This is a genomic window from Methanosarcina sp. 1.H.T.1A.1 (genome assembly GCF_000979295.1).
Taxonomy (GTDB): Archaea; Halobacteriota; Methanosarcinia; order Methanosarcinales; family Methanosarcinaceae; genus Methanosarcina.
In genome coordinates this window covers 32,879-53,782 of the sequence record NZ_JJQY01000013.1, presented here as the reverse complement: position 1 = coordinate 53,782, position 20,904 = coordinate 32,879, and the positions used below count along the sequence as shown (strand labels likewise).

Here is a 20,904-nt window from a genome sequence, read left to right as displayed (position 1 = left end):
GAATAAGAGTCAGGAAATTGCCACTGCAGTTGCCACTATCAACTCTATGCTCATCGAACTGGATAGGCTTTCAGATGAAGGCCTGGATAAAATTGAAAATATTGAGAAAAGCATCAGTGAGACCGCATCTACTGCTGAAGAGAATGCCGCAAGCAGTGAAGAAACCTCTGCTGCTATTGAGGAACAGACCGCTGCCATGCAGCAGGTAAGCACTGCTGTGCAGAATGTTAGCGAGCTTGCTCAGAAAACAGTAAATGTTCTTTTAGAAAACTTCAAAGTTTCGGGGGAACAGACAAACAATCAACCTTCTTTTGGAAAACCACAGCATTTCAACAGGAAAAATAATTCTAAAATATACTGAATGTAAAATCGAGAGCTGTTTGAATTCGGGGCTGATGGAATGCTGCAGTTTGTATCCTGTAATTCCTATAAGTCCCCCTTTCAGGTGATATAAAATGAGTTATCATAGTCAAATTGTAAATGTGGATAATACTATTCAGGTGATTGTTTTCAGTCTTGGAGAAGAGCGATATGGAGTTGAAATCTCTCAGGTAAAGGAGATTATCCTGCCAACTCAAATTACCAGAATTCCAAACGTACCTGGCTTTGTAGAAGGAGTCCTGAACCTCAGAGGTCAAATAGCAGCCATTATTAATCTCAGAAAAAGACTGGGCAAAGAACCGAAGAAAAACGATGAAAATACCCGGATTATTGTTGTTGAATACAATAATGCCACCATAGGGATGATGGTTGACAGTGTCAGTGAAGTCAAATACCTATCTTCCCAGAATATCGAAGAAATACCCCGGTTTTTAGCTTTGAGAGATGATTCAAAGTTTTTAAAGGGTGTTGGGAAACTTGAGGATGGTCTTCTCACATTGATGGACCTTAAAGAGTTATTCAGTGAAGAAGAGCTGAAGGAGATTGGGGGATGACCGATAAAGTCCACCTTAGAGCTCCTGTTAAAACTTATGATGGCGGATGGGTGGATGTAGAACTTATAGTAACCGACAACAGTCTTATTATAGGCAAAAGAGACATCCCCTTCAGGGAAATAGAAGACCTGGAAGATGTTGATGTAGAGGGTGTTAAATGCATCCAGATCAAAAAAGAGGGTAAATTTGTACTTAACCTTCCTCAAAATCTTCATCAACAGGTTTTCAAATTCATTGCATTTAATCTCAAAGCAGATAAGTTTGCAGTGTTTTTTTTGTCGTATGCTACTGTTGGTGGTGTTGTTTCATCGAATTCACAGTGGGAAAAAGGGTATTTCAGCGTAACAGATGAAGGATTCTGGTTTTTGTCCTCCAAAAATCAGAAGAGAATTCCAATTGAAAATCTCGGATCTGTTAACACTGATCTTAGAAACGTGGGTGGGAAACAGAGAAAAGTTCTCATCCTTTCTCATGTTGAAAAAAGTAATGTAGTAACAAGCCTGGTCCTCTGCCCGGAAAGTACGCTGGAAATGCTTGAAAGCTATCTTCAGCGGCTCTTTAAAAAACATAAACCTTCAATTAAATTGTCTGAAGATGAAACGCAAATTCTCACTCTGATATATTCCGGATTAGATTTTGCATCAATTGAAAATATAATCGGAATCTCAACGGATGAACTAAATAATTATTATGATCAGCTTGTCGATTCCGGATTGGCTAAAGTTGTAAAAATTAGAAAAGAAATAGAATTGACCCCTCTTGGGGTAAATATGGTTGATAATATATCTAAAAGATAATTTTTAGGGGGATACATATGCCAAAAGTATTAATTGTTGATGACACCGCTTTTATGAGGAAACTTCTAAAAAACATTCTGTTCGGCGCTGGATTTGATATCGCAGGGGAGGCCGAAAACGGAAAGCAAGCAGTGGAACTGTATCGAGAGCTCAAACCGGATGTCGTTACAATGGACGTTGTTATGCCTGAAATGACAGGAATTGACGCATTAAAGCAAATAAAGTCCATTGATAAAGACGCTAAAATCGTGATGTGTACTGCCATAGGGCAGGAGAATATAGTAAAAACAGCTATAAAACTGGGGGCAAGAGGCTATATTATAAAGCCTTTCCAGGCTCCTAAAGTCATTGAAGAAATTAAGAAAGTAATTGGTGGATAAATTTGGGGGTAGCATGATACGTACTCTTATTGTTGACGATTCTGCCTTCATGCGGATGGCAATAAGAAGCATGCTTGCCAGTAGCTCGGATATAAAGATAGTCGGAGACGCATGTAATGGAAAAGAAGCTGTAGAAAAGGCAAAAACATTACACCCTGATATAATCATAATGGACGTTAACATGCCAGTCATGGATGGGCTGACGGCTGTTAAAACCATTATGAATACGGACCCGGTTCCCATCATCATGTTTAGCACCCTGACTACAGAGGGCTCAAAAGAGGCATTAGAAGCTTTGCATCTTGGAGCAATAGATTTTACTGCAAAATCTGAGTCTCACCATGATGTAAATAAGGCAGAGAGCGAGCTTATTGATAAAATAAAAAATATTCACAGCTCAAATCCTAACATATTAAGATTACTTAATATGAGAAAATTTAAAGGGGAGGTTGTCAGGGGAAAATGGAGATGTACCGGGAACTTTGGAATTCTTATAGGTTCATCTACAGGCGGTCCTTCATCTCTTGAACAGGTGATTACAAGGCTTCCCGGGGATTTGCCTGCTCCGGTTTTTGTTGTCCAGCATATGCCTGAAGGTAGTTTTTGCAGGCAACTGGCAGAAAGGCTGAATTTTCTATCTGAGCTGGAAATTAAAGAAGCCAGAAATAATGAAAAAGTAACCGCAGGTGTTGTTTATATCGCACCGGGCGGCTACCACATGACCGTTAGAAAGGCTCTGGATGTCACTAGAATTAAACTCATAAAAGGCAAGCCAGTTCATGCTGTAATGCCTGCCGTTGATGTAACAGCTGAAAGTATGTTAGAGGTATATGGAAAGAACATTGTTGCCTCTATTCTTACGGGTATGGGGTGTGATGGTGCTTCCGGGTTTAAAAAGATACGAGATGCAGGCGGTTCCACAATTGCGTGCAGTGAAGATACCTGTGTTATTTTCGGGATGCCAAGAGCTGCAATAGAAGCTGGAGCTATTGACGTTGTGAAACCCATTTTTGAGATCCCTGAAGAAATTGTGAAAAAACTGGAGGCGAAATGCAATGGAAAGTGATATGGCAGCTTATAAAAGCGATTTCCTTCAGGAGATATACGAGTGTCTCGACGTATTTAATCAATCTTTTGTGGATTTAGAAAATGGGGACTCTGCCGCAATTGATGAAATCTTTAGAATAACCCATACTATAAAAGGAATGGCTGGATTTCTTGGATATACATCACTTGAACATCTGTGTCATAGTATGGAAGAAGTCCTGTGCGGCATAAAAAACGGAGACATAGAAATCGATGGTGAGCTGGTTGACATTCTGCTTTCAACAGTTGACCGAATCATGGAAATTGTTAAGCAAATAGAAAGCGCAGATAATGATAATGTAAAAATAGAAGATCTTCTGAACGCATTTGAAACTTACGAAAAAATGATGACTGGTGGACAGGGGTCTCTTTGTATCCAAAATCCCGTGGAAAATAAGGTCTTATCTCCTAAAACAATGTCCATACAGCAATCAGATGACAATACCTCTTCAAACTCTGAATGCCATGACAAACAGGAAAATGAAGTTACCTGCAATCCTGATGACTACAATCTTGTTCTGGATGTAGTCCTTTCTAAAGACTGTGTAATGAAGGGTTTGAGAGCAGCATTGATCATAGAATCTCTCAGGGATATAAGCAAATTAGCTAAAATAGATCCCGATGAAAATGAGATGGATAACAGCTTCGATGGTCACTTTAAAATGTTCATTTCAGGAGACCGCAATAAGGTTGAAGAAATTATGGATAAAATTTCGGAAATTGAACAGTTTAATCTTTCTGAAATTAAACCACTTAATATTGCCTGTAATGAAGAAATTAAATGTAAAAGCTCTCTCTCAGTAGAATCTCAATCCTGTATCCCATCCAAAATGGAAAATGAGGTTCCCTGCAATCCGGATGCCTGCAATCTGGATGCCTGCAATCTTGTCCTGGATGTAACCCTTGATAAAGACTGTGTAATGAAGGGTTTGAGAGCAACATTGATCATAGAATCTCTCAAAGATATAAGTAAATTAGCTAAAATCGATCCCGATGAAAATGAGATGGATAACAGCTTTGATGGTCACTTTAAAGTTTTCCTTTCAGGAGAAAGTGATGAGGTTGAAGAGTTAATGGATAGAATTTCAGAAATTGAACAATTTAATATTTCTGAAATTAAACCGCTTAATATTGCCTGTAATGAAGAAATTAAATGTAATAGTTTCTCAGTAGAATCTCAACCAGATTCCCCCTCAACTCCAGTTACGGTGCCTGAAGCAACAGCTGTTTCAGCCACAAACAAATCAAATACACTTCACTCCTATATGTACAGTTTGGCAGCAAGACTACGTTGCATTTTAAACAGAATTAGTAAATCAATAAACTGTTTCAAAATAACAGAATACGCTGGAATACTTCCAAGGAAAAAATGCAAGGACTCCTCTACTGACGGTCCAAAGTCACAGGAAGTCCGGGTCTTAGAAAAAGACTCCGGAATAAATCCTGCAATTCCTGATCAAGAGGTGCAACTGAACGAAGCTCGGATTTTAGAGCCAGGTTCTGGAAAAACTTTTGATAAGGGTATTCCTGATAAGTGTATTTCTGATAAGGATATTCCTGATAAGTGTATTTCTGATAAGTGTATTTCTGATAAGGATATTCCTGATAAGTGTATTTCTGATAAGGATATTCCTGATAAGTGTATTCCTGATAAGTGTATTCCTGATAAGTGTATTTCTGATAAGGACATTCCTGATAAGTGTATTTCTGATAAGGACATTCCTGATAAGTGTATTTCTGATAAGAGTATTCCTTATCAAGAGCTGCAATTAGATAAAGCCCAATCTCCGGCAGAGGACTCTGAAAATATCTCTACTCAGGGATTAAAGTCACAGGAGATCCAGGAAACCGGTGAATCGGAAAAAGACTCAATCAATCACTTATCTGAATCGGCAACATCCGCAAAAGTGCCTCTGGAAACAAAAAGACAGGAAACTATCCGGGTTAGGACCTCCAATCTTGATAATATAATGAATCTTGTTGGCGAACTTGTTATTAACAAAGGACGTCTGCTTCAGATATCTCAGGAATACAACTTACCTGAACTGGAGGAAGCAACCGGGACTCTGGATAAATCAATTTCAAGCCTGCAAGATGAAGTGATGAGAATAAGGATGGTAAAAATTGAGAGGATATTCAGTAAGTTTCCGCGCATGGTAAGGGATCTAAGTAGAAAATTCAACAAAAATGTCGAGTTTGAAATTGAAGGGCAGGATACCGAATTAGACAGGACGATTTTAGATGAAATTAGCGATCCTCTGGTCCATCTTGTGAGAAATGCCGTTGACCACGGTATCGAATATCCCGAAGAGCGGGAAAAAGCCGGGAAAAACGAAGTTGGACACATAAAACTCTCAGCTAGAAGAGAAAAAAACAACGTAATAATAGAGATCGAAGATAACGGCAAAGGCATAGATGTTGAAATCTTAAAAAAGAAAGCTGTTGAGAAGGGACTATTCTCGTCATTTGATGTAGAAAACCTCAGTGAAGAAGAAATCCGGATGATCATTTTTGCCCCGGGTTTTTCGACAAAGGACACTCCAACAGAGATCTCCGGCCGGGGTGTGGGCATGGATGTAGTAAAAACTACTGTTGAAAAACTGGGGGGAAAGGTCAGGGTATATTCAAAGAAGGGAGAGTTTACCAGAATCAGAATTGATCTGCCTCCCACAGTCGCTATAATAAAATCTCTTTTAGTGGAGGTCGGGTCTGAAACATACGCGATCCCGATTTCTAACGTTGTGAAAGCTCTGAGTGTTGACAGCAGTGATTATAAGCTTGTTAAAGAAACCCCTGTGCTTTATATAAGGGACAAGCTGATACCAACGGTTGAGTTAAAAGAAATTTTCAATGTAACCTGTGAAAAATTAGATAACGAAATTGCCATAATTGTTGAAAAAGAAAATGAAGAAATTGGCCTTATAGTTGATTCAATTATAGACCAGCAGGAAATTGTTATTAAACCACTGGGAAATATTTTCTCAAATTCAAAAGGATTTATTGGTGCCACAATACTGGGAGATGGGCGTGTAATACCGATCATAGATGTTTCAATGCTTATAAAAGGTGATATTGATGACTGATCTAAAAAATCTTAGTGAAGTGGAACTGGATATTCTAAAGGAACTCGGGAATATTGGGACCGGGCATGCTGCGACTTCTCTTTCCACACTACTTAATAAAGATGTCTACTTCTCAGTTCCGGAGGTCAAGATAGGAGAAATTAAAAATCTCTCCAGTGAATTCATTAACGATGTTGTTGCAGGGGTAGTTATAGCACTGCAGGACCTCGAAGAACACAGGTCCGGATATCTATACATTATGTTTCCTGAAAAGTCTGCAAGAAAAATTGCAGGTGATTTATTTGGTATGGAAGAGCTGGATGAGGAAATGTATGCGTCCACAATTATGGAGGTCGGGAATATACTCTCCTCTTCTTTTTGTGATGCATCAGCTGATTTTATGGACATCATATTGCTCCCGTCCCCTCCAAATTTCGCAGTAGATGTACCTACGGCAGTCATTGATTCAGTAGTTTCGCAAATGGCTGAGAAGAATGACCATATAATTCTATTTGAGACCTCTCTCAGTTCTGATCCAGATGTAGAAATTTATTTAGCCATGCTTCCGGAACCCAGTGTGCTTGATGATATGATGAAAATTCTGGGACAATTATGAGCAGTGATATTTTATTCGTCTCGAATGAAAGTGGGAAAGCGGTTTTTTTAACCAGCGGGGATGTACTGCTAAAATCTTTTTGTTCACTTTCAAATACCTGCTCATCTCAGGATTCTTGCCGATCATGTGACATGATTAATGGTGCAAAAAGTTACATGATGGGCACTAAATCAAATTTGAACATTAAAAGCCTGGACGGAGAACTGTCTGCCGGGATAGGGGAATATAAGATTGGGAAAAATGTCCTCTTAAAAGTAATGGGACTGGGCTCCTGTATTGGCGTTATTCTTTCTGACGTTTCTACAGGTATATGCGGAATAGCACATGTGCTGCTTCCCGGGGCTTCAAATAACGGCGAAACCAAGTATGCCGAAACAGCCATAGAAAAAATGTTTGAAGACATGATAAAAATGGGGGCGAGAAAAAGCAGGATTACTGCAAAGTTTGCAGGAGGAGCCCAGGTTTTTAAGCATATGAGCCTGGATATCCTCAAAATTGGTAATCGAAATGCAATATCCGTTGAAGAAACTTTGATTAAAAAAAATATCCCGATTCTGGCAAAAGATGTGGGTGGGGAAGTCGGTAGAAGCGTTATCTTCAATCCTGTGGACGGAAGTATGATCGTTAAACCTACTAAAGGGGATGTACTGTGGTTGTAAATATTGATGACGACTTTAACTTTCTTGTACGAAAAATTTCGAAATCATCAGGCATTATTCTGGCCGGGTACAGAGACAGTTATCTTAGGAGAAGAATTGACCTGAGAATGAAGGCTGTAGGTGCAGATAACTACACAACGTATACAGGACTCCTGGAGAAAAATCAAAATGAGATGAAGGAGGTTATAAACGCACTTACAGTAAACGTTACCGAGTTTATGCGGGACAAAACGCCATTTATGTTTTTCCGGGAAGAAATATTGCCCGACATAATGGAAAGGAAACAAAAATCTAAAAGCAACCTCGTCAGGTTATGGAGTGCAGCCTGTTCTAATGGAGAGGAACCGTATTCAATTGGTATTTGCTCAAAAGACGTTTTGCCGGAAGATTGGAGTGTCTCCATCTATGCAACGGATATTGACGAAAAATGCCTGAAGCATGCTTCACAGGGAATATACAGTAAAGAGCAAATAAAAAATCTGGACTCTTCCCTTATAAAAAAGTATTTTGAGCCTGCAGGGGAAGGTTTTAAGATCAGAAGCATCCCAAAACTATCGATCCGATTTCAAAAACATGACCTGACCAGTGAACCTCCAATTTCAAAACATTTTGATGCCGTATTCTGCAGAAATGTTATGATATATTTCAATGAGAGCCAAAAAATAAAAATGTTAAATGATTTTTATAATTCTCTTTCAGATGACGGCTATCTGATTATTGGCAAGTCCGAGACTTTACCCGTTGAAATAAGGGGCCTGTTTACTCCTGTCAGTGTGAAAGAGAAAGTTTTCAAAAAAGTATAACTGGTCATTTATATTTCTACAGCGGTATAACTCTGGATTTAGCCAATTACTTCTACATTTATTTTTTTCTCTAATGGTAGAGGAAATTGTTTGGCATAATTTCCTTTATCCTAATTTCATTTTCTTCTTATTTATCTGTTAAAATTGTTTTTCCAAAACTCTGGCATTGTGAGAACCCTTATACTAAAATTCATATTCTTCTCTACGGTTTGTATTTCACACGATCCGTAATAGCACTTTTCCCCGGGGATTCAAGTGTTCATATGTGTGGGGATATCTGCGACAATATTCCTTTGTTCTTCTAAAATTATTGAATTTTTGACGATATGTCGCGGCATTATTGAAAAAATAGAATCAGAAGACTCTTCAACTGACTTACAAAGAGGGAGTTTATATATTATTTAATCAGTGGGTGTTACACTCTTTAATTTTTTTGACCAAAAACATGCTAAATAATACTCTTATGTTTTTCCTTAATATATGTTCGTATCAAGACTAATTGGTAAACATGCCATTCTTCCTTAAAATGTATAATTTTTTTTAAAAACGGTTTCAATAGACTTAATTATTATTAAAACTCTTCAACAAAAAATATCCTGCAACCATCTTTTCCACACTGAAATCCTTTCAAATCGCCTCCGTATTCTATTAAATTTTATATAAAGTTAACCCTCTAACTGCCGAAACATTTATAACATAGTCTGATATTATATTTGCTGTTATAATAGTCACAATATATTATGGTGAATTATAATGTGGAATCGATTAATAAAAGATGAAAAAGGGTTTACGGGGCTTGAAGCGGCAATTGTGCTGGTAGCCTTCGTAGTCGTAGCTGCAGTGTTCAGTTACGTCATGTTGGGAGCGGGGTTCTATACAACCCAGAAAAGCCAGGAAGTCGTGCACACAGGTGTTGCCCAGGCAAGCAGCAGCCTTGCACCTTCCGGAGATGTAATTGTAAAAGGAGGAGCAAGTTCTAAAATAGGCGAGATAACGTTTTATATTACGAACACTGCCGGTGGAACTGCTGTAGACCTCAATAAAACAATAATTACCTACACAGATATTGACGACTATAATACACAGGCATACAATGATACTGCCAATGCCTGGGATTATTCCGTAGTTATCGACTCTGGATCTAATGCACTTAACTTGGTCGAAAAGGGGGAAAAGTATAGGGTTACACTCGATCTGTCAGATACTCCTACTAATGATCTTGTCACTACAGGGCCAGGTGTAAATGAAAAGATCAAGATTGAGGTAAAACCGCCAGAAGGTGCAGTCCTTATTCTTGAAAGAACAATGCCTGCTTCAATTACCAACGGGCAATATTATACAGTTTACTGAGGTGATCTGGCATGTGGAATAAATTTGTAAAAGATGAAAAAGGATTTACCGGTCTTGAGGCTGCAATTGTACTGGTGGCCTTCGTGGTCGTGGCTGCAGTTTTCAGCTATGTCATGCTTGGAGCAGGTTTCTATACAACTCAAAAGAGCCAGGAAGTTGTACACACCGGTGTACAGCAGGCAAGCAGCAGTGTTGAACTGAGTGGAGACTTAATCGCAAAAGGTAACACTACCAGTCACGAAATTAACAATATCACTATGTTCCTGCAGTTGACTTCAGGCGGTTCATCTGTTGATATTAACAAAACTCTTATAGTTTTTTCCTCTCCAAGCGTAGCACCAACTGATTTGAAACTTAACAACGGATTCACTATTAATAATAAGTTCAACAGTGGTGAAAATAACGATGACCTCCTGGACATGTTTGAGAAGTTCGAAATAGACATCAATGCGTCTGATTTCCATATAGGGCCTAACGAAGCGTTCCAGTTTGAAATCAAACCACCCCAGGGAGCAACCTATACTATTCACAGGACGGCACCTCCATCAATCAGTGCAATTATGACTCTCGTCTAAAATTGAAGTAATAATGACACTCTCCTGAGTGCCATTATTTTAATTTTTTAATGCTATAGTTTTGGTGATATGATGAGTGGGGAATCCTTTGACCAGTCTATGATTGATAAAATTGTAGCTACCGCTGAGAGCGACACTATAGAATCCAAAGTTGCAAATCTTGAAGAAGAGGTAACTGAGATCAAAGGCTCTATCAAAAATCTCCTTATGGACATAAGGGAAACGATGAGTGTTCTTGAAAACCCTTTCCAGAATATTCAGGGTATTGCTAATATCTCCGGTGCCATAGTAAATCCCAGGCCTATTGATGATGGGGACAAAGAAGAAACAAAAGAAAATGAGTCTGATGATACAGATCTGGAATTAATGGAGCAGGTCCATAAGAGTCCTTTTGAAGATATGAAGCAATCTGCTCAAAAACTGCCTAAGAGGAATGACTCTAAACTTATTGATCCCCTGGCCTTTTACAATACTATTGTCTGGAGCAAGGACATGGTGGAGAAATATGACAATGAGGCCATAAAGGAATTAATTGAAGTATTCTCTCTCTTAGGATATATTCCCGGTGATATTAAGGAGATTATTCTTAAAGTCATTGAGATCCTGGTCAAAAACAACAACCTTGATGGTGCAGTAGTGGACCTTTATAGACTTTATCATATACTTTATCCCGAAGATCTTTCTCTTGACTCCAAAATACTGGGTCATGTCCTGAATGAAACTGATATGGTGAAGAACGCATGGCAAAGGAAGTCATAACTTCAGCAATACTCGTAATGGTGAGTGTTATAGCTGCAGTGACTTTTGTTAATGCCATTCTTCCTTCTGTATATGGTCTATCCGAATCTTATAATTCCGTTGCACATAATATGGAAGATCAGTTTAAAACAGATCTCGATATCATATTTATTTATCCTGAAGATAACAATGTTTCCGTCTGGATAAAAAATGTCGGGTCATCAAATATACCCCTTTCAAAGCTACAATACTGTGACGTCTTCATTCTTTCTTCTTCAAACTACTGGAACCCCGGATTTGAATCCAATTCGACTCCTTCATGGGAATATACTTTTGAAAATGGAGACGGAGATACCTGGGATCGTGGAGAAACTATTAAGGCAGCAATAAGTCTTGACTCTCTGCCAAGTGATATTTATCAAATTACCTTTTTCCTTTATAATGGGGTATCAACATCAGATACATTCTCAAAGTGATATCATGGGCCTTGATACAGTAATCGTAGCGTTCTTTGTAGTTGGAACGATTCTTGTTGTAGCAGGTACTGTAACAATGGGGACCAGTAATCTTCTCGAATCTTCTTATGACGGATACGTAGCAATTCATGAAACAACTATGGATAGGCTTCATACCAGTATTGAAATACAAAATATACGGTTTAACGTTTCAACAAATCTTACCAGTTTCACAGTTGTAAATACAGGTGAAACCAAATTAATCTACCCCGGTCTCTGGGATGTTATCTTAGTTAAAAATGGTACGGTGTCCTATTTGAATAAATCTCAGTACAACATGACCTCTAATAAAGAGATACTAAATCCCGGTATTCTGGACCCGCATGAAAGTATTAACGTTGAATTATTAGTTGATCTTGAATCCAATGACAGTTTTATTGTAAAAACTATCACTGAAAATGGTATCGTCTCTTCCGCAGAACATGTGGCAGGTGAATAAAATGGGACAAACAGAGGAAAAAAAGAATATTATTTCAAGTGGCAATGATGAAATTGATAAAAAATTAGGTGAGGGTATCCCTATAGGTTCTCTTGTGCTCATTGAAGGCGAAAACGATACCGGGAAGAGTGTATTTTGCCAACAAATGGTGTATGGCGGATTGAATCAACTTTACAGGATAGCATATTATTCAACCGAGAATACCATTAAAAGCATGCTGGCGCAAATGGACAGTCTGAGCCTCGATATCTCGGATTTTTACACCTGGGGCTATTTCAGGATTTTTCCGGTTCATCTTGACGGGGTTGAATGGACTTCCGATCAAATGAAAGGGACCCTGCACCTTGTTATAAATCATATTAAAAGTGTCAAAGAACGAGTCATTATAATTGACTCCCTCACAATGTTTACTACTTACTCTGATGAGGATGACATACTTGGATTCCTCACAAGTTTGAAAAATTTGTGTGATAAAGGGTACACAATCTTCATTACTTTGCATCAACACGCTTTCAAAGAGGACACACTTGTTAGAATTCGGTCTTCATGCGATTGTCACCTATTTCTGAGAAAGGAACAGCTCACTGATCGCTATATTAGCGTTATGGAAGTCTCCAAAATAAGAGGTGCTAAGAAAAGCACAGGAAATATAGTGAGTTTTGAAGTCCAGCCTGGATTCGGTTTAAAGATAATTCCAATATCACAGGCAAGAGTATAATTTTTTTTAACGTAACTGTCCACTTAGGGGGTTGACATGGATATTATTGAGGATAAGCTGAGTATTGAAGAGAAGCTGAGTATTGAAGATGGTCGTGCACTTAATGCAGGAGTATATACAAATTTTCCGTTTAAACCAAAAAAATATGACGGACATGACCATTCAAACCTGAAAACCTGTAACCTTTACAAACTTCTCCCTCCGGAAATGAAAAAGGAGGTTGAAATCAACCTTCATCTTCTGGAGTACTTGCATATCCTGCCCATAGATACAATGGGTATACCCAGATATGTTTCTAAGCTTGAATCAAAACACGGTGATATAGAGGACCCCAATCTGATATACAAGGTCAACGACCAGATATATGTTCACATTTATCCAAACAAAAACGACGTAAGGAATTTCTATATTCCTATTGAACCTATACTTCTTACCGGAGTTGGGCGGCTCATTAAAGAAGTAGAAATCAAACTTGTAGATTACCTTACAGGGATTGAGTTTGATCCTGAAAATTTAGACGAAAAAGAAAGGATACTGAAAGAATCCTTAGAAGCTATTTGCATAATAGGCAATAAAAAGCCGGTTGACAATTCTACTTCCGGGGTCAAAAAACTATTCGGGTCCAGATTATTTCCAGTTAAGGATGATCCGGATAAAAATCAGATGTACATCACAAAAGAGCATTATGAAGCGCTGAAATACTCAGTTCTCAGGGACAAAATCGGCGTGGGTTTCCTTGATCCATATATAAATGACAGTCATATTGAGGATATAACATGCAATGGTCTGGGGCCCATCTTCATTGAACACAAGGTTTTCAAGGGTCTGAGGAGCGTTATTGAATTTAATGACAATGATGCACTCAATAAATATATTATCAGGCTTGCAGAGAGGATCGGAAAACCCATCACTTTCAAAAACCCCATAGTGGACTCCACACTCCCGGACGGGTCAAGAATTAATATTGTTTTTGGGGATGATATCAGTAAAAACGGGAGTAATTTCACCATACGAAAATTCGCTGACATTCCATTCAGTATTCTTCAGGTTATAAAAGGCGGAACCCTGGATTACAGGATGGCAGCTTACCTGTGGATTCTTATCTCTGAGGGAATGAGCGGCTTTATATGCGGTGAAACCGCGAGTGGAAAAACAACTACGTTGAATGGTATTACAGCATTTATAAACCCTGATTCTAAACTGGTTTCAATTGAAGATACGCCTGAACTGCAGATTCCTCATAAAAACTGGACCAGAGAAACAACAAGAGGAAGTACAAGGGGCGGAGGAGTAGGAGAAGGTAGCGGTTCGGATGTTACAATGTTCGACCTCCTCAAAGCAGCATTGAGGCAGAGGCCAAATTACATCCTTGTAGGAGAAATCCGAGGAGTTGAAGGAAACGTCGCATTCCAGGCGATGCAGACCGGGCACCCTGTCATGTCAACCTTCCACGCTGCAAACGTAGAAAAATTGATCCAGAGACTTACCGCTGACCCTATAAACATTCCTAAAACGTACGTGGATAACCTCAACTTTGTCATTATCCAATCTGCGGTCCGGAGACCGGATGGCAAACTTGTGAGAAGAGTCCTCAGTATAAATGAGGTTCTCGGATACAATCCTGATAAGGGTGGAATTTCATTCATTGAAGCCTTTTCCTGGGATCCTGTTACCGATTCATTTATTTTCAGTGCTCTGGGAAGTTCATATATCCTTGAAAATAAAATTGCTACAAGGCTTGGAATTCCTGGTAAGAAAAAGAAAGCAATTTATGATGAAATTGAAAAAAGAGCAAAAATACTGGAGAGATTAAACAATGAAGGAATTGTAAATTATTACGACTTTTTCAATACGGTCGCAAAGATTACGAAACATGGTATTCTGAGGATTCAATTCTAAATGGTGGTTTAGATGGGAATCTATAGGGTAAAAAACATTTTCAACAAAAAGTCTAATTTACAACCTATTTTAGACTGGTTTTCTCTTAAACTCAGACGTTACAAGAAAGAACTCTATATGAGTAACGATCTGCTTTTTACTCTTACTTATATGGCTTCAATCTCAACTGCTAATCTAACAAGAGACAAAATATTCACAAGCATATCTGATAAGAAAGAATATTGTCCAAGTAAATATTTTAATCAGATTAAAGAACTGGCTCTGAACTGGCATTATGATTATGCCAATGCATGTGAAATCATATCCACAAAAGTAACTCACGATAGACTGCGGGAACTTCTGAACAGGTTATCAAACGCTATAGCTGCAGGAGAACCTGATAATGAATTTCTAACCAAAGAATGGAAATTATTTAAAACAAAAAGAAAAGATGAGTTCGAAAGAGACCTTGAAACCACTAAAGAATGGTCAAACGCTTACACAGCATTGCTTGTCTCTACATCCCTTGTAGCTATAATTATATTACTTTCAGTAATTTTATATAATATTGGTGACCCGGCGGATACGCTTTACTCCACAATGGTTATTGTATTTTTTATGGCGTTTCTTGGGGTAGGATTACTTTTTTCATCCTCTCCTAAAGATTCTAAAGTCCATAGTTTAAGTGTAAAATCAAAAGAGCAGGTATTCATTCATAAGTGGATTCCTCTTACACTTGTTCTATCCACTCTGGCTGTTATAATATTCACCATTATACCGACTTTTATCGGTTCACCTGAGTTTTTCATTGATATTAAAGGAGTCGGAATGATTCTTGCAGGAGTTATTATGATGCCTGTCGGAATTGCGGCAAATAGAGATATTGAAAAAATTAACAAAAGGGATGAATGTTATACCACTTTTATAAGTAGCTTAGGGTCTATTATAAGTGGTTCCGGGCTGACAGTTCCAAAAGCCCTTCTAAAGATCGATCCAAAAAACCTTGGAGAGCTCAAAGACATGAGTCAGGAGCTCTACAAGAAACTGGCAACAGGGCTGGATCCTACGCTGTGCTGGGAAAGATTTGTCGGAGAGACGGGCAGCTATTTGATATACAAATTTTCAAATGTTTTTGTAGATGCTGTAAATTTCGGGGGTAATGCAGAAGTGGTAGGAGAGCTTGTGAGCTCATCCAACCTTGAACTGGTTCTTTTAAGAATGAAAAGGGAACGCATATCCAAAGGATTTACCAGTCTTGTCATACCTCTGCATGTAGCAATGGTTGCCCTTCTTCTTTTTATCGGCCAGATCCTGACGATCTTTTCTACTATCATATCATCTCTTTTTGCCCAGTTTGATGTTACTGACTCAGAACTTTCAGGTCTACCTACCGGTATGGGTAGCATGAATTTAGGCATATTTGGCGGAGTTCCTATCGATTTACTTAATCAATTTGTTATAGTAGTTATTATTATTCTAACGGTTGCTAACATATTAGCAATTGTTGCCGTAAAAGGGGGACCAATGTACTTAGCAATTTATTACGGTATCTCTATATGTATCCTTTCAGGGGTACTGATGATTATAACTCCTCCTTTAGTGGAAATGGCCTTTTCATTTAATGGAGCACTTGATAGTCTTGCAGGAGGCATATGAATATGGATTTAATAACCATATACGAGACCAATTTTACGATCTTCATAGGTATTTTTGTAACTCTGGTTGTTATGGGGACAACAACTCTCTACGATATGTATAAAAGTAAAGGCGGAGCCTCATTCGATCTAGAGGAGTTTAAGTTTTTTTCGAACCTGAACCAGAAAATAACAACTTTCAGTTCGGAGGGCTTGAAGCATTTTTCTGAGTATTGCAAAAAAATTAGCAGCTTTATCCCGAAAAGATCAGGTTCAAGTCTGAAAATGTCCAGTTCAGTCCAGAAAAAATCCCGCTTAATCCATGGTAACTCCAGCAAAAAGTATCTTGAAAAAGTGGAAACAATATTCCTTAAAGCAAAAGATGCTGGTCGGAAACTTTTTATTAACTTCAAAAATAAAATTTCATCTGTTTCATCCACTTTACCTCGAAGGAATAAACATGATGAAGGAAAATTTGTTTCCTTATCTGATAATAAGGAAACAAATAAAAAGGAAACAAATTCAAAATTTAGTGTAACGAATCATGTCAATAATCTAGAGAAAGTAGTCGAATCCAAAAAAGACGAATTAGATTTTGATGATGACCTTCTAATCAAAATGTCTACTACAGGCACTTTAAAAAGCAATATTCCTGAAGCTAATACGGCAGATCCGTTTTTTGGTGAGATGGCTTCAGAACTTGGTGAATCACTTGATAATGACTTAATGTTCGATGGAAATGAATTTGATATTAAAATTGAGGGACTGGATAATGAACCTGATGAAGGTAGCTTCTCATTTGATGACAATTCGACAGTAATAAAGTTTGGTGATGAAAGTGACAGTCTATTAGACTCACTTAAGAAGGAAATCGTAATTTCTAAAGAGAAAAAGGTCAATTTCATGGATGATATGCAAGGAGAAGATCTGGATTTGAAGCTGATGAAATCCGACCTTGAAGGTATTCTCAGGGATCTGAAAAAACAAGGGCGATATTCAAAATCATAATTTATCAACGGTTTATTACGATACTGATAGCAAATTTCCAGTACTCAAACTGAGATTCTAACTTATATAACAAAAATAAATTGTACAATAATAAGCAAAGTGAGTGATGAAAAATGGTAGATGCAAAATATGTCGGACTTATAGTTTTAGCAGTGTTTTCAGGATCAATGCTCGTATACACATGGCTGTCATTGTATAACAGATTTGATTCCGGTGTAATGTTCTATGCAGCGCTTCTTATCCTCTCTTTTTCTCTGATGCTGGTAAAGAGGCAAACGCAGGTATAAAATATGTTCTGAGGATTTCAAAAGACCTGAAAAATCAAAATCCGTGTGTAAATTCCAATCTTTCTGTAAATCATTCGGAAGCTGGTGGAATTGAAGGTTAATTGAAATCCTCTTTCTTTATATTTTCTCTCCTACTATTCTCTCATCTCTTTCTATAATTCTCCTTGAGCATTATAATCTTTTAAAATCAGGTTGGTTCTGATTAATTGTTTTATCTATACCGGAAGCCGTAGAGAATCTTTCAGTTTTCTTTTCCCGCGCCGCACATGGACGGGAGCCTGTCAACCAGATAAATGCCATTCTTAACCCTGAAGCACGCCTTTCCAATTCAAGCAGATATAAACTGCCTCCACAGATTTTCTGGAGATCCATCAAAAAAGACGCCCTGAAAGCAGGAATAAGTAATAAAAAGAAGGAAAAGAAGTCACAGGTTATTATTTACCTGTTTTCTTCTTTTTCACTGCTCTAATCCATAAATTAGTCCTCTTGAGCGAGCGAAAAGGACTGCGGGCTGTTGCACTTGCAGTGCAACTCCCTGGAAATCTCAGATTTCCTGTGATCCCGCAACTCGGGTGCCGAAGCTTACCTGACAATTAAGACTACTGCGCCTTTTACATCAAGAACTTCTACCTCACGGCCTCCGGAGATTACTTCTTTCCGGACTTCAACTGCTGCGGGTTCGAGTTCTATTGCTTCGCCGTTTACAGTAACGGTTATTTTTCCTGAAGCTACCTGAGCCTCAACTGCAGCAGGGTCTTCTGCCTGAAGAGCTTTCACAACGGCCCCGGCATCTTTTCTGAAGCGCGGGCCCAGGAAACCCATATTGGGCTTTACCTCTACAGGCACATACTCAAATGAAGGAGCACCTTCCATAAGTTCCACTTCTGAGTTCGTAGCCCCTGCAATATCCCCTGTATCGATCCTTGCATTGTAGATCTCTATTTTTTTCAGAGGAGAGTTCAGAGCCATTCCCAGGTCTGATTTATACCTGCGGACCTCACCTGTGATCTCTTTGATCATTTCGCCTGCGGCTTCAGCTTCTTCGCTTATCAGGCTTTCATTGACTGCAGGCCAGGCCTGTATATGCACACTTTCATTGCTGAACCTGGAGTACATTTCTTCTGCAAAGAAAGGTATGAACGGAGCAAGCAGAAGGGAGAGGGTCTTAGTTGTTGTGTAAAGTACATACCGGGCTGCTTTCCTGCCCTCCGTATCTTCACCGTAGAGCCTGCCTTTCACAAGTTCCAGGTAGTTATCTGCAAGGACCTCCCATGCAAAGCCCCTTATAGCCTTGAATGTGGAATCAAACTGGTATCCATCAAGCTCCGTTGTGGCAGTGTCCACAAGCCTGTTAAGCTTGCTCAGGAGCCACCTGTCGATTGTAAGGAGAGAATCCAGGGGGAAGTTTTCAGCATCTTCAGGCCCGAAGTCCTTTAAGTGGGACATCGAGAATCGGTAGATGCTCCACATCTTCTGCAGGAAACGAGATGCTGAAACCACGTCTTTCCAGCGGAACATTACGTCAGAGCCTGCGGAACCTCCAACAGCACCCCACTGTCTGAAAGCATCAGCACTGTGCTGTGCAGTCACTTCTTCTGGAGAGATTACGTTTCCGAGAGACTTGCTCATCTTATGCCCATCAGGCCCGAGTACCATCCCGTTGATCACTATTGAATCCCAGGGCCTCATGCCTTCAAGAGCCAGGCTCCTCAGAATTGTGTAGAAAGCCCAGGTTCTTATAATGTCATGTCCCTGAGGGCGGATCTGTGCAGGCAGGCGGAGCTCGTGTTCGCTTTCCCAGCCCGAGACGTGCAGGGCAGTGATCGAGGAGTCCATCCAGGTGTCCAGCACATCTGTCTCAGGTTCAAACTCAGTTGAACCGCAGGCACAGGCTCTTTTTGGTGCATTTTCGTTGGGGTCGATCGGGAGCCAGCTCTCTTCGGCAATCATGACCTCTCCGCACTTTTTGCAGTACCAGATGGGAATCGGGGTTGCAAAGATCCTCTGCCTGGAGATACACCAGTCCCATTCCATCGTGCCTGTCCAGTTCTGGAGCCTGACTTTCATATATTCAGGGTACCATTTTATCTCATCTGCAGCTTTCAGGATGCCCTCAGGGTTGATTTTTACGAACCACTGGGGCTCGGAAAGGATTTCAATAGGAGTGTCGCAGCGCCAGCAGAGCCCTACATTCTGATCAAGGGGTTTCTGGTCATAGAGGAAACTCCCGGCTTTCAGGTCTGCAATTACAGCTTCCCTGCATTCGGTCAGGCTCATTCCCTCATATTTGCCTGCTGCTTTTGTCATCTTGCCCTGTTTGTCGATGGCTTTTACCAGAGGCAGTCCATACTTTAACCACCAGCGCACGTCCTGCTTGTCCCCGAAGGTACAGATCATAACAGCGCCGGTCCCGAATTCAGGCTCAACAGCTTCGTCTGCAATCAGTGGCACTTTCTGCCCGAAGATAGGTACTGTGAGGGTCTGCCCTACGTATGCTTTGTAGCGTTCATCTTTGGGGCTTACGGCCACGGCAACACAGGCTGCCATCAGTTCTGGCCTTGTAGTTGCGATATCTACCTTATCAAAGTGGACAAAGTTAAGTTTCGTTTGCCCGGCATCATACTCTACTTCTGCAAAAGCAATGGCAGTTTCACAGCGGGGGCACCAGTTGACAGGGTGGTCTTCGTGATAAATATGCCCGCCGTTGTACATCCTGACAAAGGACTTCTGTGTCTTTACAAAGTATGAAGGCTCCATGGTAACGAATTCGTTGCTCCAGTCCACGGAAAAGCCCAGACGCAGCATTGTTTTGCGCATCTTGTCGATGTTTCCTCCCGTAAGCTCCCTGCACATCCTGCGGAACTCCGCCCTGGGAACCTGGTTTTTCGTAATGCCATGGATTTCTTCAACCTTAACTTCCGTTGGCAGGCCGTGGCAGTCCCAGCCCTGGGGGAACATTACGTTATATCCCTGCATGCGTTTGTATCTGGCTATAAAGTCGATATAGCACCAGTTGAGCGCGTTTCCGATGTGAAAATTGCCTGTAGGATAGGGAGGCGGGGTATCAATAATATACTGGGGGCGGGTATCTTCTCCCCAGTTGAAGTGGTACATGGAGAGGTTCCACTTCTCCATCCACTTTTCCTCAACCTCGTTTGCGTTATATTCTTTTGGAATTTCCGATTCTGTCATAAAGACACTCCATGATTGGGAAATAAGTATAAGAATTTCTTGGGTTTTAGAGTGCTTGCGATTATTTAAATATATCTGGTTTTGGATGTTATGGAAATCTCTGACTGTGCAGGAATTGTCAGATTATATGTTTAGTTTTTGTTGATTGTATTTTTTTCCCGGAAAAACGGATCCCATAACTAAATATATTTACAACTGTTTATCAACAGTCAGTCTAACGGCAAACAAAAAA

General features: G+C 39.6%; 20 protein-coding genes and 2 pseudogenes. 20 read left to right on the top strand and 2 right to left on the bottom strand.

What is annotated here, in order from left to right:
* From EO95_RS17815 to EO95_RS18680, 6 genes and pseudogenes are all read left to right on the top strand, one after another.
* Positions 1 to 361: pseudogene (locus EO95_RS17815) on the top strand (chemotaxis protein); the annotation flags it as partial.
* 94 nt (positions 362 to 455) lie between these two features.
* Positions 456 to 935: a chemotaxis protein CheW gene (locus EO95_RS02235; RefSeq protein ID WP_048131729.1), complete on the top strand. Its 480-nt coding sequence runs from the start codon at positions 456 to 458 to the stop codon at positions 933 to 935.
* Complete coding sequence (locus EO95_RS02230) at positions 932 to 1,732, top strand: CheF family chemotaxis protein (RefSeq protein WP_048131726.1); 801 nt, start codon at positions 932 to 934, stop codon at positions 1,730 to 1,732. Before EO95_RS02235 ends, EO95_RS02230 begins: the two co-directional genes overlap by 4 nt.
* A gap of 17 nt (positions 1,733 to 1,749) precedes the next feature.
* Positions 1,750 to 2,112 carry a response regulator gene (locus EO95_RS02225; RefSeq protein WP_048131725.1) on the top strand — a complete coding sequence of 121 codons (363 nt, stop codon included), beginning with the start codon at positions 1,750 to 1,752 and terminating at the stop codon, positions 2,110 to 2,112.
* Positions 2,113 to 2,125: 13 nt separating this feature from the next.
* Positions 2,126 to 3,178, top strand: a complete 1,053-nt coding sequence (locus EO95_RS02220) for a chemotaxis response regulator protein-glutamate methylesterase (RefSeq protein WP_048131723.1) — start codon at positions 2,126 to 2,128, stop codon at positions 3,176 to 3,178.
* Positions 3,168 to 4,301, top strand: a pseudogene (locus tag EO95_RS18680) (Hpt domain-containing protein); the annotation flags it as partial. The gene EO95_RS02220 and the pseudogene EO95_RS18680, both read left to right, overlap by 11 nt.
* A gap of 353 nt (positions 4,302 to 4,654) precedes the next feature.
* On the opposite strand, the gene EO95_RS18675 reads toward EO95_RS18680, so the two are convergent.
* On the bottom strand, positions 4,655 to 4,888 hold the full coding sequence (locus tag EO95_RS18675) for a pentapeptide repeat-containing protein (protein WP_394297339.1): 234 nt from the start codon (positions 4,886 to 4,888) through the stop codon (positions 4,655 to 4,657).
* Between the two features lie 217 nt (positions 4,889 to 5,105).
* On the opposite strand from EO95_RS18675, the gene EO95_RS18670 reads away from it, so the two are divergent.
* From EO95_RS18670 to EO95_RS17965, 14 genes are all read left to right on the top strand, one after another.
* Positions 5,106 to 6,281, top strand: coding sequence for a chemotaxis protein CheA (locus EO95_RS18670; RefSeq protein WP_394297338.1), 1,176 nt, complete (start codon positions 5,106 to 5,108; stop codon positions 6,279 to 6,281).
* Between the two features lie 19 nt (positions 6,282 to 6,300).
* A complete protein-coding gene (locus EO95_RS02210) occupies positions 6,301 to 6,876 on the top strand; it encodes a chemotaxis protein CheC (RefSeq protein ID WP_235282822.1) in 576 nt (191 codons plus the stop codon).
* The gene (locus EO95_RS02205; RefSeq protein ID WP_048131717.1) at positions 6,873 to 7,535 is read left to right on the top strand and encodes a chemotaxis protein CheD; all 663 of its coding nucleotides are present in this window, start codon (positions 6,873 to 6,875) and stop codon (positions 7,533 to 7,535) included. The genes EO95_RS02210 and EO95_RS02205 overlap by 4 nt, the downstream gene beginning before the upstream one ends.
* A complete protein-coding gene (locus tag EO95_RS02200; protein ID WP_048131715.1) occupies positions 7,526 to 8,338 on the top strand; it encodes a protein-glutamate O-methyltransferase CheR in 813 nt (270 codons plus the stop codon). Before EO95_RS02205 ends, EO95_RS02200 begins: the two co-directional genes overlap by 10 nt.
* A gap of 753 nt (positions 8,339 to 9,091) precedes the next feature.
* Entirely contained in the window at positions 9,092 to 9,688 is a 597-nt protein-coding gene (locus EO95_RS02195) for an archaellin/type IV pilin N-terminal domain-containing protein (RefSeq protein WP_048131713.1), read from the top strand.
* A gap of 11 nt (positions 9,689 to 9,699) precedes the next feature.
* The gene (locus tag EO95_RS02190; RefSeq protein ID WP_048131711.1) at positions 9,700 to 10,263 is read left to right on the top strand and encodes an archaellin/type IV pilin N-terminal domain-containing protein; all 564 of its coding nucleotides are present in this window, start codon (positions 9,700 to 9,702) and stop codon (positions 10,261 to 10,263) included.
* Positions 10,264 to 10,332: 69 nt separating this feature from the next.
* Positions 10,333 to 11,022, top strand: coding sequence for a hypothetical protein (locus EO95_RS02185; RefSeq protein WP_048131709.1), 690 nt, complete (start codon positions 10,333 to 10,335; stop codon positions 11,020 to 11,022).
* Positions 11,004 to 11,477 carry a hypothetical protein gene (locus tag EO95_RS02180; protein ID WP_048131707.1) on the top strand — a complete coding sequence of 158 codons (474 nt, stop codon included), beginning with the start codon at positions 11,004 to 11,006 and terminating at the stop codon, positions 11,475 to 11,477. The genes EO95_RS02185 and EO95_RS02180 overlap by 19 nt, the downstream gene beginning before the upstream one ends.
* 4 nt (positions 11,478 to 11,481) lie before the next feature.
* Positions 11,482 to 11,955, top strand: coding sequence for a flagellar protein FlaF (locus tag EO95_RS02175; protein WP_048131705.1), 474 nt, complete (start codon positions 11,482 to 11,484; stop codon positions 11,953 to 11,955).
* A gap of 1 nt (position 11,956) precedes the next feature.
* Positions 11,957 to 12,673, top strand: a complete 717-nt coding sequence (locus tag EO95_RS02170; RefSeq protein WP_048131703.1) for an ATPase domain-containing protein — start codon at positions 11,957 to 11,959, stop codon at positions 12,671 to 12,673.
* 36 nt (positions 12,674 to 12,709) lie between these two features.
* Positions 12,710 to 14,572, top strand: coding sequence for a type II/IV secretion system ATPase subunit (locus EO95_RS02165; protein ID WP_048131701.1), 1,863 nt, complete (start codon positions 12,710 to 12,712; stop codon positions 14,570 to 14,572).
* Between the two features lie 12 nt (positions 14,573 to 14,584).
* On the top strand, positions 14,585 to 16,207 hold the full coding sequence (flaJ, locus tag EO95_RS02160) for an archaellar assembly protein FlaJ (RefSeq protein WP_048131699.1): 1,623 nt from the start codon (positions 14,585 to 14,587) through the stop codon (positions 16,205 to 16,207).
* Between the two features lie 2 nt (positions 16,208 to 16,209).
* On the top strand, positions 16,210 to 17,193 hold the full coding sequence (locus EO95_RS02155) for a hypothetical protein (RefSeq protein WP_048131738.1): 984 nt from the start codon (positions 16,210 to 16,212) through the stop codon (positions 17,191 to 17,193).
* Between the two features lie 113 nt (positions 17,194 to 17,306).
* Positions 17,307 to 17,480, top strand: a complete 174-nt coding sequence (locus EO95_RS17965; RefSeq protein WP_200894979.1) for a hypothetical protein — start codon at positions 17,307 to 17,309, stop codon at positions 17,478 to 17,480.
* A gap of 582 nt (positions 17,481 to 18,062) precedes the next feature.
* Here the strand turns inward: EO95_RS17965 and EO95_RS02145 are convergent.
* Positions 18,063 to 20,672 carry a valine--tRNA ligase gene (locus EO95_RS02145; RefSeq protein ID WP_048131696.1) on the bottom strand — a complete coding sequence of 870 codons (2,610 nt, stop codon included), beginning with the start codon at positions 20,670 to 20,672 and terminating at the stop codon, positions 18,063 to 18,065.
* Between the last annotated feature and the right edge of the window lie 232 nt (positions 20,673 to 20,904).